Raw genomic sequence first — 16,270 nt, 5'->3', positions numbered from 1 at the left:
ATCCTGCACAGCGCCACCCCGGTCGACTTCGCCCTCGACGGGCTCGAGGTCGAACCGATCCACGCCGAGTCGGGCAGTGCCAAGTTCGACCTGTCCTTCAGCCTCACGGAGCAGCGTGACGCCGAGCTGAACCCGGGGGGCGTCCACGGCCTGGTGGAGTACGCCACCGATCTCTTCGACCGCGCCACCGTCGAGACCGTCGCGGCCCGGCTGGCCCGGTTGCTCGACGCCGTCGTGGCCCGGCCCGAGATCCGCATCAGCGCCATCGACCTGCTCGGCGCCGAGGGGCGGCGCGAGCTGTTGGCCAGCGGCAGCGGCACCACCCGGCCGGTGCCCGACGGCACCCTGCCCTCGCTGTTCCGCGCCCGGGCCGCCCGCGAGCCGAAGCGGACCGCCGTCGTGCACGGCGACACCACGCTCAGCTACGCCGAGCTCGACCGGCGCTCCGACCGGTTGGCGGCCGCGCTCGTCGCTCGCGGAATCCCCGCCGAGGCCCGGGTCGCGGTGCTGATGGGCCGGTCATGGCAGTACCCCGTGGCCGTGCTGGGGGTGCTGAAGGCCGGCGGTAGCTACCTGCCGCTGGACCCGCGGAACCCGTCCGCGCGGCTGCGCCGCATGATCGCCGAGACCGGTGCGGCAGCGCTCATCACCGACCGTGAACATCTGGTCGACGAGCCGCCGCTGCACGCGCAGACCCTGCTGGTCGACCCGTCCGATCCGGACGTCGACAGCGGACCGCCGGTCGACATCCGGCCCGGGCAGCTCGCGTACGTCCTCTACACCTCGGGTTCCACCGGCACCCCGAAGGGTGTCGCGGTCACCCACCGCAACGTCGTGGACCTGGTCGCGGACGGATGGTGGCGGCACGGACCCGACGACCAGGTCCTCATGCACTCGCCGTACGCCTTCGACGCCTCGACCTACGAGCTGTGGGGACCGCTGCTGACCGGCGGCCGGATCGTCGTGGCCGACGGCGACGGCATGGACCTGGTCGCGCTGGCGGACACGATCGTGCGGCACGGCGTCACCCGGCTGCTGATGGCGGAAGGTCTGTTCCGTCTGCTCGCCACCGAGCACACCGACGCGCTGGCCGGCGTGCGCGACGTCTACGTCGGCGGCGACGCGATGTCGCCGGCGATCGCCGCGCGCGTGCTCGCCGCCCACCCCGGTCTGCGGCTGACCAACAGTTACGGCCCGACCGAGGCCACCCTCGCCATCGCGCACCACGAGCTGACCCGGCCGCTGCCCGTCGAGCGCCCGGTGCCCATCGGCCGCGCGATGGACAACACTCGGCTGTACGTGCTGGACGAGCGGCTCGCGCCCGCGCTGCCCGGTACGCCCGGCGAGCTCTACGTGGCCGGTGAGGGACTCGCCCGCGGCTACCTGGGGCGCGGCGGGCTGACCGCCGAACGCTTCGTCGCCGACCCCTTCGTCACCGGTGGCGCCCGGATGTACCGCACCGGCGACATGGTGCGGCAACGCCCCGACGGCGAACTGGAGTTTCTCGGCCGCACCGACGACCAGGTCAAGGTGCGCGGGTTCCGGATCGAGTTGGGCGAGGTGGAGGCGGCCCTCGCCGCCTGCCCGGGCGTCGGGCAGTCCGCCGTGCTGGCCCGCGAGGACCGGCCGGGTGAGCGGGCGCTGGTGGGTTACGTGGCGCCGGCCCGGGGAGCCGGGTCCACGGCGATGCCCGACGTCGCCGTGATCCGTGATCGGGTCGCCGAGGTGCTGCCGGGCTACATGGTCCCGGCGGTGCTGATCGCGGTACCCCGGATCCCGCTCAACGCCAACGGCAAGGTCGACCGGGCGGCGCTGCCGGCACCCGCCGTGATGCCGGCGACCGAGGGCCGCAAGCCACAGACCCAGATCGAAGAGGTACTGACCGCCACAGTCGCGACGCTGTTGCAACGCCCGACGGTGTCGCCGAGCGACAACTTCTTCACCATCGGCGGCGACAGCATCGTCGCCATCCAACTGGTGAGCCGGGCCCGCGCCGCCGGCATCGTATTCACCCCGCGCGACGTGTTCCAGCACCAGACCGTCGCCGATCTGGCCCGGGTCGCGCGCGTCGACGAGAACTCCGCGGAGACCGGTCCGGCCGCGGCCGACGGCGTCGGCGAGGTGCCCGAGACGCCGGTGATGGGTTGGTTGCGCGAACTCGGTGGACCGAATGCCGGGTTCAACCAGTCCGTCCTCCTGGCGGTGCCGCCTGGACTCGGCCTACCGAGGCTGACGGTGGCGGTGCAGGCGCTGGCGGACCACCACGACCTGCTCCGTGCCCGGCTGCTGCGCGACGGCCCGAGCTGGCGCCTGGCCGTACCGCCGGTCGGCGCGGTGCTGGTGGACGACTGGGTGCGCCGCGTCGTGGTCCAGGCCGTCGACGGCTCGGCCTTCCGCAACCTGGTGGCCGAGGAGGGTGAACGCGCCCGGCGCAGGCTGGACCCCGACGCGGGCGTGATGGCCCAGCTCGTCTGGTTCGATTCGGGCCCGGCCCGGCCCGGCCGGCTGTTGGTCGTCATGCACCACCTGGTGGTCGACGGGGTCTCCTGGCGCATTCTCGTGCCGGACCTGGCCACGGCCTGGGAGGCCGTCGCCGACGACCGGCCGGTGCGCTTGGATCCGGTCGGCACCTCCTTCCGGCGCTGGGCGCAGACCCTCACCGAGCATGCCCGCCGCTCCGAGCGGGTCGCCGAGCTGGAGCTGTGGAGCGCCGTGACGCAGCGGCCCGATCCCCTCGCTGTGGCCTACCCGCTCGACCCGGCCCGGCACCGGGCGGGCGGCGTGCGGTCGGTGACTGTGCCGGTCCCCGCCGACCTCAGCGCCGACCTGCTCACCGACGTACCGGCGGCGTACCACGCCCGGGTCGACGACGTCCTGCTCACCGCGTTGGGGATCGCGGTCGCCCGGTGGCGGGCCGGACTGGTTGCCGACGCCGGCGACGAGACCTCGGTGGTCGTCGCGGTCGAGGGACACGGCCGCGAGGCGGTGGACCCGGCGCTCGACCTGAGCCGCACGGTCGGTTGGTTCACCTCGATGCACCCGGTGCGGATCGACCCTGGAGCGCTGGCGCCGGACGCGGTGGAGGCGGCCGGTCCCGACCTCGGCGAAGCCCTCAAGCGGGTCAAGGAGCAACTGCGTGCCTTCCCGGACAAGGGGATCGGTTACGGGCTCCTGCGGTATCTCAACCCGGAGACCTCGGCTCGACTCGCGGCCGCACCGCCGCCGCCGGTCGCGTTCAACTACCTCGGCCGGTTGCGCGCCGACGGCGACGGACCGGAGGCGGCCGGCTGGGCCGGCCTGGCCGGCGGACCGTACGTCGCGGCGACCGACCCGGACCTGCCGGTGGCGTACCCGCTCGCGGTCAGCGCGGCGACCTACGACGGCGCGGACGGTCCGAGGCTCAGCTCCACCTGGACATGGCCGGACGGGCTCTTCGACGAGGAGCGGGTGCGAGTGCTGGCCGAGTCCTGGGTCACCGTGCTGGACGCGATCGCCACGCACGTACGCCGCCCCGGCAGCGGTGGCTCGACGCCGTCGGACCACCCCCTCGTCCAGCTCAGTCAGGAGGAGCTGGACGAGCTCGAAGCCGAATGGGGCGCCTGACGCCTTGACGCCCGCAGGAAACCAACGAGAAGGGGTGCCCCCATGACGGAGAGTGAGCTGTGGAAGCCGCTGGAGATCAGCCCGTCCACCACCGGAGCCGAGCCGGGTGCCGACGGCCTGCTCGGCTGGCTGTCCACTCAGGACATCGGGAGTCTGCTGGTCGATCACAAGGCACTGGTGTTCCGCGGATTCGGGGTCACCCCGGCCACGCTGAACCCGGTGATCGACGTGCTGCTGCCCAACCGCCTGGCCTACGTGCACGGCAACTCGCCGCGCACCAAGGTCGGTGACAATCTCTACACCTCGACGGACTATCCGCCGGAGTTCACCATCTCGATGCACAACGAGATGTCGTATGCCGCGCGCTGGCCCACCCGGCTCATGTTCTTCTGCCAGCAGGCGCCGACCAGCGGCGGCGCCACCCCGGTCGTCGACGGCCGGCTCTGGCTGGACGCCATCCGTCCCGAGGTGCGCGAGGCGTTCGCCGGCGGGGTGCGCTACATCCAGAACCTGCACGGCGGCCTCGGGCTCGGTAAGAGCTGGCAGGCCACGTTCGAGACCGACGACCGGGAAGTGGTCGAAACGTTCCTCAAGGACACCGATGCGGAGTGGGAGTGGCGCGCCGACGACGCGCTCTGGATCAGCCAGGTCCGTCCGGCCACCATCCGCCACCCCGTCAGCGGTCTCGAGGTCTGGTTCAACCAGGCCGACCAGTGGCACGTCGCGGGTCTCGGCGAGGAGGCCGCCGACCTGATCGAGCTGCTGAGCGAGGACGAAGCGCCGCAGTCCGTCCAGCTCGCCGACGGCAGTCCGATCCCCGCCGAGTGGATCGTCCACATCCAGCAGACCGGCCTGGACCACGCGGTCGACGTCGACTGGCGCGAGGGCGACCTCATGGTCATCGACAACGTGCTCGTCGGGCACGGCCGCCGGCCGTACGCGGGCCCGCGCCGTGTGCTCGTCGCCATGTCGGACTGAGCCGCCCCACCGCCGCCACCCACCGACCGGAAGGCACCACCGCGATGCAGTCAGGGATCTCGGAGATTCTGCCGTTGTCGCCGTTGCAGGAAGGCCTGCTCTTCCACAGCGTGTACGACGACGGGACCGACGTCTACACGGTGCAGATGGCGCTCGACCTGGCCGGCGAGCTCGACGCCGAGCGCCTGCGGACGGCGGCGGAGGCCCTGCTGGACCGGCATCCCCACCTGCGCGCGGCGTTCCGCTACCAGCGGGCCGACCGCATGCTCGCGGTGGTGCCCAAGCAGGCGGCGCTGCCGTGGATCGTGCGGGACCTCGGCGACCTGCCGGAGTCCGAGGCCGACGAGGAGTTGCGACGGCTGGCCGACGACGAGCGGGCGCACCGGTTCGACCTCGGTGCCCCGCCGCTCATGCGGTTCCTGCTCGCCACCCGCGGCCCCGGACGGCACCGGTTGGTCCTCACCATCCATCACATCCTGCTCGACGGCTGGTCGATGCCGTTGCTGCTGCGGGAGCTGTTCGCGCTCTACGGTTCGCACGGCGACCCGGCGGTGCTGCCCCCCGCCACCGCGTACCGCGAATACCTGAGCTGGCTCGCGGGGCGCGACCGGGACGCCGCCGCGCAGGCGTGGCGGACGGCGCTCGCCGGAATCGACGAACCGACCCGCCTGGCGCCGGCGGATCCCGGCCGGCGCAGTGCGATGCCGGAGCGGCTGGTGCGGCCGTTGCCGGCCGACCTGAGCAGCTCTCTGCGGTCGCGCGCCGCGGCGGCCGGGCTGACGGTGGGAAGCGTGCTCCAGACCGCCTGGGCGACCGTGCTCGGCGGGCTCACGGCGCGCACCGACGTGGTCTTCGGCGCCATCGTGGCGAGCCGGCCCGCGGAGCTGCCGGGCAGCGAGACGATGATTGGTCTGCTGCTGGACACCGTCCCGGTCCGGGTTCGGCTGGAGCCGGCCCGGACCTGGACGCAGGTCGCCCGGCGGCTCCAGGACGAGCAGGCGGGCCTGCGCGAGCACCAGCACCTCGGGCTGGCGCGCATCCAGCAGCTCGCCGGCGGGGAACTCTTCGACACCGCCTTCGTCTACGAGAACTACCCGGTCTCCGACCGGGACACGGAGGTCGCCCCCGGCCTGCGCGTGCTGGCGCTGCACGGGCGCGACGCCACGCACTACCCGCTCACCCTGGTCGCCGCGAACACCGGCGACGACCTCGTCCTCCGAGTGGACCACCGGGCGGACCTGGTCGGGGCGGACGTCGCGAACGCCGTACTCGACCGGCTGACGCGCGCGCTGACCGCGATGGCCGCCGACCCGGACCTGATCCTCGCCCGGATCGACACCCTCGGTACGGCCGAACGCGAGCAGATCCTGACCGGCTGGAACGACACCGCGCACCCAGTGCCACCGGCCACCCTGCCGGCGCTGTTCGAGGCCCAGGTCGCGCGCAGTCCGGAACACCCGGCACTGGTCTTCGAGGGCGAGACCGTCACGTACGCGCAGTTCACCGAGCGGGTGAACCGTCTGGCACACCTGCTCGTCGCGCGCGGTGTCGGGCCGGAGCGCACCGTCGCGGTCGCCGTGCCGCGCAGCATCGACCTGCTCGTCGCGCTGTACGCCGTGCACAAGGCCGGTGGCGCCTACCTGCCGCTGGACACCGGCTATCCGGCTGAGCGGCTGGCGTTCATGCTCGCCGACGCCGCACCGGTGTGCCTGCTCACCGTCGCTTCCGTCGCCGGTGACCTGCCGGGCGGCACGCCATCGGTGGTGCTGGACGACCCGGCGCTGCACGAGCAACTCGCCGCCCAGCCCGCCACCGGCCCGGTCACCGCGCTGCTGCCCGGCCACCCCGCGTACGTCATCTACACCTCCGGCTCCACCGGGCGGCCCAAGGGCGTCGTGGTCGCGCACGAGGCCGTGGCGAACCGCCTGAGGTGGGGTCAGCACCGCTATCCCCTCACCGCCGAGGACCGGGTGATGCAGAAGACCCCGGTCAGCTTCGACGTGTCGGTCTGGGAGCTGTTCTGGCCCCTCCAGGTCGGCGCCACCCTGGTGATCGCCCGGCCGGACGGTCACCGCGACGCGGCCTACCTGGCCGAGCTCATCGACCGGGAGCGGGTCACCACCGTCCACTTCGTACCCGTCCTGCTCGATGTCTTCCTCCACGAACCGGCCGCGGCGCGGCTCGGCACGCTGCGCCGGGTGCTGTGCAGCGGCGAGGCGCTCTCCGCCGAGGTCGCCGAGCGTTTCCACCGCACCGTCGATGCCGAGCTGCACAATCTCTACGGGCCGACCGAGGCCGCGGTGGAAATCATCGCCTGCCAGGTGCCGCCGCAGACGAACGGCCGGGCGGTACCGATCGGTCGGCCGGTGTGGAACAGCCGGGTCTACGTGCTCGACGCCGCGCTGCGGCCGGTGCCGCCGGGGGTGACCGGCGAACTGTACCTGGCCGGCGTGCAGTTGGGTCGCGGGTACCTGCGCCGGCCCGGTCTCACCGCCGACCGGTTCGTCGCCGATCCGTTCACCGGCGGCGGCGCGCGGATGTACCGCACCGGCGACCTCGTGTCCTGGCGCGCCGACGGCGTACTGGACTACCACGGTCGCGCCGACGGCCAGGTGAAGCTGCGCGGCCAGCGGGTCGAACTCGGCGAGATCGAGGCGGTGCTCGCCGCCTGCCCGGGAGTGGCCCGCGCGGTGGTGCTGATCCGCGCCGACCGCTCCGGCAGTCAACGGCTGGTGGCCTACGTGGTCCCGGACGGTCCGGCCCCGACCCTCGCCGGCATACAGGAGCGCCTGCGGCGGCAGCTGCCGGACTACATGGTGCCGACGGCGCTGGTGACGTTGGACGAGTTCCCGCTCAACCCGAGCGGCAAGCTGGACCGGCGCGCGCTGCCCGCACCGATCTCCGACCCCGTCACGACCGGCGCACCCCGTACGCCCGAGGAGGCGGCGATCTGCGCGGCCGTCGCGGCCGTCGTCGGCGTCCCGCAGGTCGATCCGGACGCCAACTTCTTCGACCTCGGCGGCGACAGCATCCTCGCCATCGCGCTCGTGGCCCGGCTGCGCAAGGCCGGCGTGCGGTTGACCCCGCGCGACATCTTCCAGAACCCCACCGCGGCCGGGCTGGCGGCGGTCGCCGCCGAGCGGACGCAGCCGGACACGAAGCCCGCTGACGACGGTACGGGCGACGCGCCGCTGACTCCGATCATGCACGCGTTCCGCGAGCGTGGCGGGCCGTTCGCGCGGCTGGCCCAGTCGATGCTGCTGCGCGTGCCGGCCGGCCTGGACACCCACCGGCTCACCGCCGTCCTGCGGGCGGTGCTCGACCACCATCCCGTGCTGCGCGCCCGGCTCGCCGACGGTCCGGACGGTCGACCCGTGCTGCGGATCGGCGCGCCCGGCAGCGTCGACGCGGCCGGGCTGCTGCGCCGGGTGGACGTCGCGGCCCTCGGCGACGCGGACGCCCTCGCGCTCCTGGCCGGGCAGGCCGCGACCGCCCGCGGCGAGCTGGACCCGGCGCGCGGGCGGATGGTCCGGGCAGTCTGGTTCGACGCCGGCCCCGACCGGCCCGGCCGGCTGCTGCTGGTGCTGCACCATCTCGTCGTCGACGGGGTCTCGTGGCGGATCCTGCTGCCCGACCTGGCACAGGCGTGGACCGCGGTCGCCGCGGGGGAGCTGGTCGCGCTGACTCCCGGCGGCACCTCGTTCCGGAGCTGGGCCGTCGCGCTGGAGGCCGCCGCGGCCGATCCGGCACGGGCTGTCGAGGCCGAGCGGTGGGCGGCGATGCTCCGCGAACCGGAGCCGCTGATCGGTGACCGGCCGCTGGACGCCACGCGCGACACGGCGCAGACGTTGCGCAGCCTCAACCTGGAACTGCCACCGGCGGTGGCCAGGCCGCTGCTCAACTCGGTGCCGACCGCCTTCCGCGCCCGGGTCAACGACGTGCTGCTGGCGGCGCTCGCCCTCGCGGTCACGCAGTGGCGTCGCCTGCGCGGCCAGGACAGCGCCGCCGGCGTGCTGGTCGACCTGGAGGGGCACGGGCGCGGTGAGCTGCTGCCCGGGGCCGACCTGTCCCGGACGGTCGGCTGGTTCACCTCGCTGTACCCGGTACGCCTCACCGGTGCCCCGGCCGACCGGGCGGGCCGGTGGGCACCCGAGGCGCTCGACCGTACCGTGGCCGCCGTTGCGGAACTGCTGGCCGGGCTGCCCGACGACGGCCTGGGGTACGGCATCCTGCGCTACGGCGGCGGGGCCGCCGGTGCGGAACTCGCCGCTGCGCCGCGCCCGCAGATCGGCTTCAACTACCTCGGCCGGATCGGTTCCGGCAGCGCGGACGGCGGTGGGGAATGGCAGCCCGATCCGGCACTCGCCGCGCTCGGCACCGACCGGGGCGGTGAGCTGCCACCCGCGCACGCGGTCGAGCTGAACCTGTTCGCCCAGGACGGTCCGGACGGCCCCCGCCTGGTCACCTCGTGGACCTGGCCGCAGACGCTGCTGGGCGAGGCGGACGTCCGCGAGCTGGGCGAGCTGTGGCAGCACGCGGCCCGCGCGCTGGTGGACCGGGCGGCCGCGCCGGACGTGGTCGTCGCCGACCGCACCGCGTCGGACTTCCCGCTCGTCACGCTCGGGTCCGACGAGATCGCCGCACTGCTCGGTCAGCACCCGGGCGCCGCCGATTTGCTGCCGCTGGCGCCGCTACAGAACGGGCTGCTGTTCCACACGCTCTTCGACGAGAACGCACCCGACGTCTACCTGGTGCAGACGGTCCTGGACATCACCGGGCCGCTGGACAGCGCCGCCCTGCGCGCCGCCGCCGACGGGGTGCTGCGCCGCCACGACAACCTGCGGGCGGCCTTCTACCACCAGGGTCTGCGCGAACCCGTACAGGTGATCCTCGCCGAGGTGGAGACGCCCTGGCACGAGGTCGACCTGACCGGCCTACCCGAGGCGGAGGTCGCGGCCGAGGCCGACCGTCTCACCCTGGAGGACCGGCGGACCCGCTTCGACCTGGGCCGGGCGCCGCTGCTGAGGTTCACCCTGCTGCGTACCGGCCCGCAACGGCACCGGTTCATCCTCAGCACCCACCACATCCTGGTCGACGGCTGGTCCCGGCCCGTCCTGATGGAGGAACTCTTCCTGCTGTACCGGCATGGCGATGCGCGGCGGCTGCCGCCGGCCGGCCGTTACCGCGACTTCCTCGCCTGGGTCGCCGGTCAGGAGCGCACCGAGGCCGAAGCCCGCTGGCGGGAGGCGCTCGACGGCCTCGACGGGCCGACCTTGCTCGCCCCGGCCGACCGGGCCCGTCGGCCACTACGCCCGGAGTCGACCTCGATCGAACTGCCGGCGGCGGACGCCGAGGCGCTGGCGTCGGCCGCCCGTGCGCTTGGGGTGACCGTCAACACCGTCGTGCAGAGCGCGTGGGCGCTGCTGCTCCGCTCGGCAACCGGCCGCGACGACGTCTGCTTCGGCGCCACCGTGGCGGGACGACCGCCGGAGGTCCCCGGCATCGAGCGGATGGTGGGCCTCTTCATCAACACGGTGCCGGTCCGGATCCGGCCGCACGCCGCGGAAACCCTCCGCGACCTGGCGCGGCGGGTGCAGGCGGAGCAGTCGGTGCTGATGGCACACCAGCACCTCAGCCTCGCCGACATCCAGCGGCTGGTCGGAGCCGAGGAGCTCTTCGACACGGCGGTGGCGTTCGAGAGCTATCCGAACCTGCCGACCGCACCCGACATCGACGACACCGGGCTGCGGATCGAGGCCGTGCCGGGCCGTACCGTCTCGCACTATCCGCTCAGCCTCACCGCCGTACCGGGCGCCCGGCTGCATCTGCGGATGAACTACCGGCCCGACCTCTTCACGCCGGAGGCCGTCGACGGGCTGCTGGACCGGCTGGTGCGGGTGCTGTCCCGATTCGCCGACGATCCGGCGGCCCCGGTCGCCTCCCTGGAGCCGCTGCTCGCCGTCGAACGCCGCCGCGTGCTCGACACCGGCGCCGGACCGTCGCGGGTGGACACGCCCGGCCGGACCCTGCCCGTCCTGCTGCTCGCCCAGGCCCACCGCACCCCGGACGCCATCGCGCTCGTCGACGCGACCGAGGCCGTGTCCTACGACGCGCTGCGCCGCCGGGCGAACCGGCTGGCCCGGGTCCTCGTCACCCGTGGCGCCGGACCGGAGCGGGTCGTCGCGCTCGCCGTACCGCGTGGCACCGGCCTCGTGGTCGCGTTGCACGCGATCACCCAGACCGGCGCCGCGTACCTGCCGCTGGACACCGACTACCCAGCGGAGCGGGTCGCGTTCATGGCCGCCGACGCCGCGCCGGTCGTGCTTGTCACGACGAGGGAGGTCGCCGCCCGCTGGCGGCTGGTCGGCGTGCCCGTCGTCGCCGTCGACGATTCCGCCGTCGCGGCGGAGGTGGCCGCCACGGACGACGCCGACCTGACCGACGCCGACCGGGCGGCCCCGCTGCTCGACCGCCACCCCGCGTACGTGATCTACACGTCCGGTTCGACCGGCCGTCCCAAGGGCGTCGTCGTGGAACACCGGATGCTGGCCGACTACCTCGGGCACGCGGCCGCCGCCTACCCGTCGGCCGCCGGGGTGGCACTGCTGCACTCGTCGGTGTCGTTCGACATGTCGGTGACCGCGCTGCACGCCCCGCTGGTGACGGGGGGCTGCGTCCGGCTGGCCGCCATCGAGGACGCGGTCCCGGACCGCGCGCACCCCACGCTGCCCCCCGGCTGGACGCTGTTCAAGGGCACCCCGAGCCACCTGACCCTGATGCAGTCCGCGGCGGTCGACCTGGCGCCGACTCAGGAACTGCTGCTGGCCGGCGAACCGCTGACCGGCACACAACTGCAGGACTGGCGGCAGCAGCACCCGGACGTGGCGGTGCTCAACGTCTACGGCCCGACCGAGACGACCGTCAGCGCCACCGAGCATCGCATCCCGGCCGGTGCGCCGGTCGCGACGGGTGCCGTACCGATCGGCCGCCCGCTGCCGAACACCCGCTGTTACGTCCTCGACAGCGGCCTGCGGCTGCTGCCCGCCGGCGCTGTCGGTGAGCTCTACCTCGCCGGGAACCGGGTCGCGCGCGGGTACCTGCGGCGCCCCGCCCTGTCGTCGGCACGGTTCGTCGCCGACCCGTTCGGGCCGGCCGGCTCCCGGATGTACCGCACCGGCGACCTGGTCCGGTGGAACCCGGACGGCACGCTCGACTTCGTCGGCCGGGTCGACGACCAGGTGAAGATCCGCGGCTTCCGGATCGAGCCGGGCGAGATCGAGACGGCGCTGAGCCGCCATCCCCGGATCGCCCGTGCCACCGTGATGGTGCGCGAGGACGTGCCGGGCGACCGCCGCCTGGTGGCGTACGTGGTCGGGCGCGACGGGCACCGGCCGGTGCCCGCCGAGGTCCGCCGGTTCGTCGGCGAGAGCCTTCCCGAGTACATGGTGCCGCAGACCGTGGTCGTCCTGGACGAGCTGCCGCTGACCCCCAACGGCAAGGTGGACCGGCGGGCGCTGCCGGTACCGGTCGTGGGCGGGCTGGCCGAGGCGCGCCCGCCGCGTAACCCGCACGAGGAGATCCTCTGCGAGCTGTTCGCCGAGGTGCTCGGCACGGCACGGGTCGGCGTCGACGAGAACTTCTTCGAGTTGGGCGGGCACTCGCTGTCGGCGACCCGGCTGGTCGGCCGGATCCGGGCCACCTTCGGCGCGGAGCTGCCGATCCGGGCGCTGTTCGAGACGCCGACGGCTGCGGGCGTGGCCCGGCGGCTCGCCGAGTCGGCGGGGCGGGGCCGCGCCCCGGTGGTGGCCGTGCCACGCAAGGGCGCTGTTCCGTTGTCCTTCGCGCAGCGCCGGCTGTGGTTCCTCAACGAGCTGGAGGGCGCCGGCCCGCTGTACAGCATCCCCATGGTGCTGCGGCTACGCGGCGACCTCGACCGCGACGCCCTGCTCGGCGCGGTGCGCGACGTGGTCGTGCGCCACGAGAGTCTCCGCACGCTGTTTCCGGAGGTCGACGGCGAGCCGCAGCAGATAATCCTCGACCCGGAGCGGGCGGTGGGGATGGTGACGCTCCCGGTGGCGGAGCCGGGGCCCGGCGGCGTCTCCGCCGAGGTGCGGGCCCTGGTCCGGCGCGGGTTCGGGCTCGCCGAGGAGTTGCCGCTGCGGGCGGTGCTGCTGGCCACGGGTCCGGACGAGCACGTGCTCGTGGCGGTGCTGCACCACATCGCCGGTGACGGTTGGTCGATGCGGCCGCTCGCCCGTGACCTCGCCCTCGCCTACACCGCGCGACGCGACGGGCGGGTGGCCGACCTGCCGGCGCTCCCCGTCCAGTACGCCGACTACGCGGTGTGGCAGCGGGAGTGGCTCGGTGACGAGGACGATCCGGACAGCCCGATCAGCCGGCAGCGCGACCACTGGACCGCCGTCCTCGCCGGGCTTCCCGAGGAGCTGGACCTGCCGGTCGACCGGCGCCGTCCGGCCGTGTCGTCGTACCAGGGCGGCAAGGTCCGGTTCGCCCTCGACGCGGAGCTGCACAAGCAGCTCGGCGTCCTGGCCCGGCGGAACAAGGCCAGCCTCTTCATGGTGTTGCAGGCGGGCCTCGCCGCGCTGCTGACCCGGCTCGGCGCCGGCACCGACATCCCGATCGGCAGCCCGATCGCCGGCCGGACCGACAGCAGCCTGGACAACCTCGTCGGCTTCTTCATCAACACCCTGGTGCTGCGCACGAGCACCGCCGGCAACCCGAGCGTGCAGGAGCTGGTCGCCCGCGTCCGGGAGACCGACCTGGCCGCGTACGAGCACCAGGACCTGCCGTTCGAGCGGCTCGTCGAGCTGCTCAACCCGGCGCGCTCCCTCGCCCGGCACCCGTTGTTCCAGGTCATGCTGTCGTTGCAGAACACCCCCGAGGCGAGCATCCAGCTACCCGGGCTCAGCCTCAGCGCGGTGGCCGGAGCCGCCGACGTGGCGAAGTTCGACCTGTCCTTCGCGATGGGGGAGCGACGGGGCGCCGGCGGGCAGGCCGAGGGCATCGAGGGGGTCGTGGAGTACAGCAGCGACCTGTTCGACCACTCCACCGTGGACACCATGCTCCAGCGGTACGTCCGGGTGCTGCGCGCGTTCGTCGCCGACCCCGCCGCCCGGATCGGCGCGATCGACGTGCTCACCCCGGCGGAACGGGACGTGCTCACCGCCCCGGCCGAGCCGGTGCGTGAGCGGACGCCGACCCTCGACGGCCTTGTCACGGCGCAGGCCACCCGTACCCCCGACGCGGTCGCCCTGGTGCACGGGGACACCGAGGTGACCTACGCCGAGCTGGTACGCCGGGCGAACCGGCTGGCGCACGCGCTCGCCGACCGGGGGGCCGGGCCGGAGAAGACCGTCGCCGTCGCCGTGCCCCGCTCGGTCGACCTGGTGGTCGCCATCCTCGCCACGCTGAAGACCGGCGCGGCGTACCTGCCGCTGGACACCGAGCATCCGCCGGAGCGGCTCGGCTATCTGATCTCCGACGCGGACCCCGTCCTGCTGGTCACCGTCGCCGAGGTGGCCGACCGGTGGCCGCCGGTCTCGGACCGGGCGGTCCTGCTCCTCGACCGTGCGGACCTGACCCGGCTGCCCGCCGACGAACCCGCCGTGCTGCGCAACTCCGCCAACCCGGCGTACGTCATCTACACGTCCGGTTCGACCGGCCGCCCCAAGGGCGTCGTCGTCGAGCACCGCACGGTTGTGCCGATCATCAAGGCGTCCGTGCGGGCGTTCGGCGCGGGCCCCGGCCGAACCGTGCTCCAGCACGCCTCGGCCGGATTCGACAACTCCGTCTGGGAGATGTTCATCGCGCTCGGCTCCGGTGCCACCCTGTGCCTCGGTCGGGCCCAGGCGATGGGCTCCGGCGAGGAGCTGGCGGAGCTGATCCAGCGGCACGGCGTCGACCTGGCCGTGCTGGTGCCGTCGGTGCTGGCGTTGGTCGACCGGGACCGGGTGCCGGGCCTGCACACGCTGCTCGTCGGCGGCGAGGCGATCCCGCCCGCGCTCGCGCAGCGCTGGGCCGGCGACCGGAGGATGTTCAACACCTACGGCCCCACCGAGGCGTCGATCCACTGCACGCTCGCCCGGCTCACCCCGGCGAACGCGGGCGGCACACCGATCGGAAAGCCCAACGACGGTGTCACGGTGCGCCTGCTCGACGACCGCCTCCAGCCGGTGCCCGCGGGGGTCGTCGGTGAGCTGTACATCAGCGGCGTCGGGGTCGCCCGCGGCTACCACCGCCGCCCCGGTCTGACCGCGGGCCGGTTCGTCGCCGACCCCTACGGCCCGCCCGGCGCCCGCATGTACCGCACCGGGGACCTGGCGCGCCGCGACGCCACGGGCGACCTCTTCTTCGCCGGCCGGGCCGACGACCAGGTCAAGGTTCGCGGTGTGCGGATCGAGCTGGGCGAGATCGAGACGGTTCTGGCCGCCCACCCGGCGGTGGACCGGGCCGCCGTCGCCGTGCACGGCGACCGTCTCGTCGGCTACCCGGTCCCGGCAGCCGGCGCCACGCTGCCGTCGCCGGCCGAGCTGCGCCGGCACCTGCGGCGCACGCTGCCCGAGCAGATGGTCCCGACGGTTTTCCTCGGGCTGGACGCGTTGCCGCTCAACGTGAACGGCAAGCTCGACCGCAAGGCCCTGCCGGTACCCGAGTTGCCGTCCGCGCGGGCCGGGCGGGGACCGTCCGATCCGCGCGAGGACCTGCTCTGCATGCTCTTCGCCGAGGTGCTGGGTGTGGCCCGGGTAGGCGTCGACGACAACTTCTTCGAGTTGGGCGGTCACTCCCTGGCGGCGACCCGGCTGGTGAGCCGGATCCGTTCGACCTTCGGCGAGGAGGTGCCGGTCCGCCAGGTCTTCGAGACTCCCACGGTGGCGGCCCTGGCCCGCAGGGTGACCGGCGGGGCACCCGCCCGGGCGCCCCTGGAGGTGGTGGCGCGGCCGGAGCGGATCCCGCTGTCCCACGCCCAGCGTCGGCTCTGGCTCATCGACCAGTTGGAGGGGCCGAGCGCCACCTACAACGTACCGATGGTGCTGCGGCTGCGCGGCGACCTCGACACCGACGCGCTGCGGCAGGCGTTCGCCGACGTGGTGGGCCGGCACGAGAGCCTCCGGACGGTTTTCCGCGAGATCGATCAGGAGCCGTTCCAGGTGGTCCTGTCTGCCACGGCGGCGGTCCCCGCTCTTGCGGTGCTGCGGCCCGCGCCGGGCGACGTCGACGGATGCGTCCGGGAGCAGCTCGACCACGCCTTCGACCTGGCGGCGGAACCGCCGGTGCGCGCCGCTCTGGTGGTCCTGGGCCCGCTCGAGCACCTGCTCGTCGTGACCTGCCACCACATCGCCACCGACGGCTGGTCGGCCGGTCCGTTCGCGCGTGACCTGGCCGAGGCGTACGCCGCGCGGCGCACCGGGAGCGCGCCGGCGTGGCAGCCGTTGCCGGTGCAGTACGCCGACTACGCGCTCTGGCAGCACCGCTGGCTGGGCAGCGAGAGCGACCCGGACAGCCCGATCTCCCAGCAGTTGGCCTACTGGACCAAGACCCTGGTCGCGCTGCCCGAGGAGTTGACGCTGCCGTTCGACCACCCGCGTCCCGCGGCGCTGTCCCACCGCGGCGGCACCGTCCCGCTCGTCCTCGACGCCGGGCTGCACGCCCGGGTGACCGCCCTGGCGGC

3 protein-coding genes are annotated in these 16,270 nt (G+C 73.9%); all 3 read left to right on the top strand.

All coding sequences use genetic code 11. The features are described 5' to 3' along the window. Positions 1–3,603 (top strand): amino acid adenylation domain-containing protein (locus AAH979_RS41045; RefSeq protein ID WP_346263523.1); only part of this gene is annotated, 3,603 nt, incomplete at its 5' end. Positions 3,604–3,645: 42 nt separating this feature from the next. Then, entirely contained in the window at positions 3,646–4,581 is a 936-nt protein-coding gene (locus AAH979_RS41040; protein WP_346263522.1) for a TauD/TfdA family dioxygenase, read from the top strand. A 44-nt stretch (positions 4,582–4,625) separates the two neighbouring features. Beyond that, a partial coding sequence (locus tag AAH979_RS41035; protein WP_346263521.1) for an amino acid adenylation domain-containing protein occupies positions 4,626–16,270 on the top strand: 11,645 nt, incomplete at its 3' end.

It is taken from the genome of Plantactinospora sp. ZYX-F-223, assembly GCF_039649625.1.
GTDB lineage: Bacteria > Actinomycetota > Actinomycetes > Mycobacteriales > Micromonosporaceae > Plantactinospora.
Note: the sequence above shows the minus strand (reverse complement) of the source record. Positions and strands in the feature narration are given on the sequence as shown.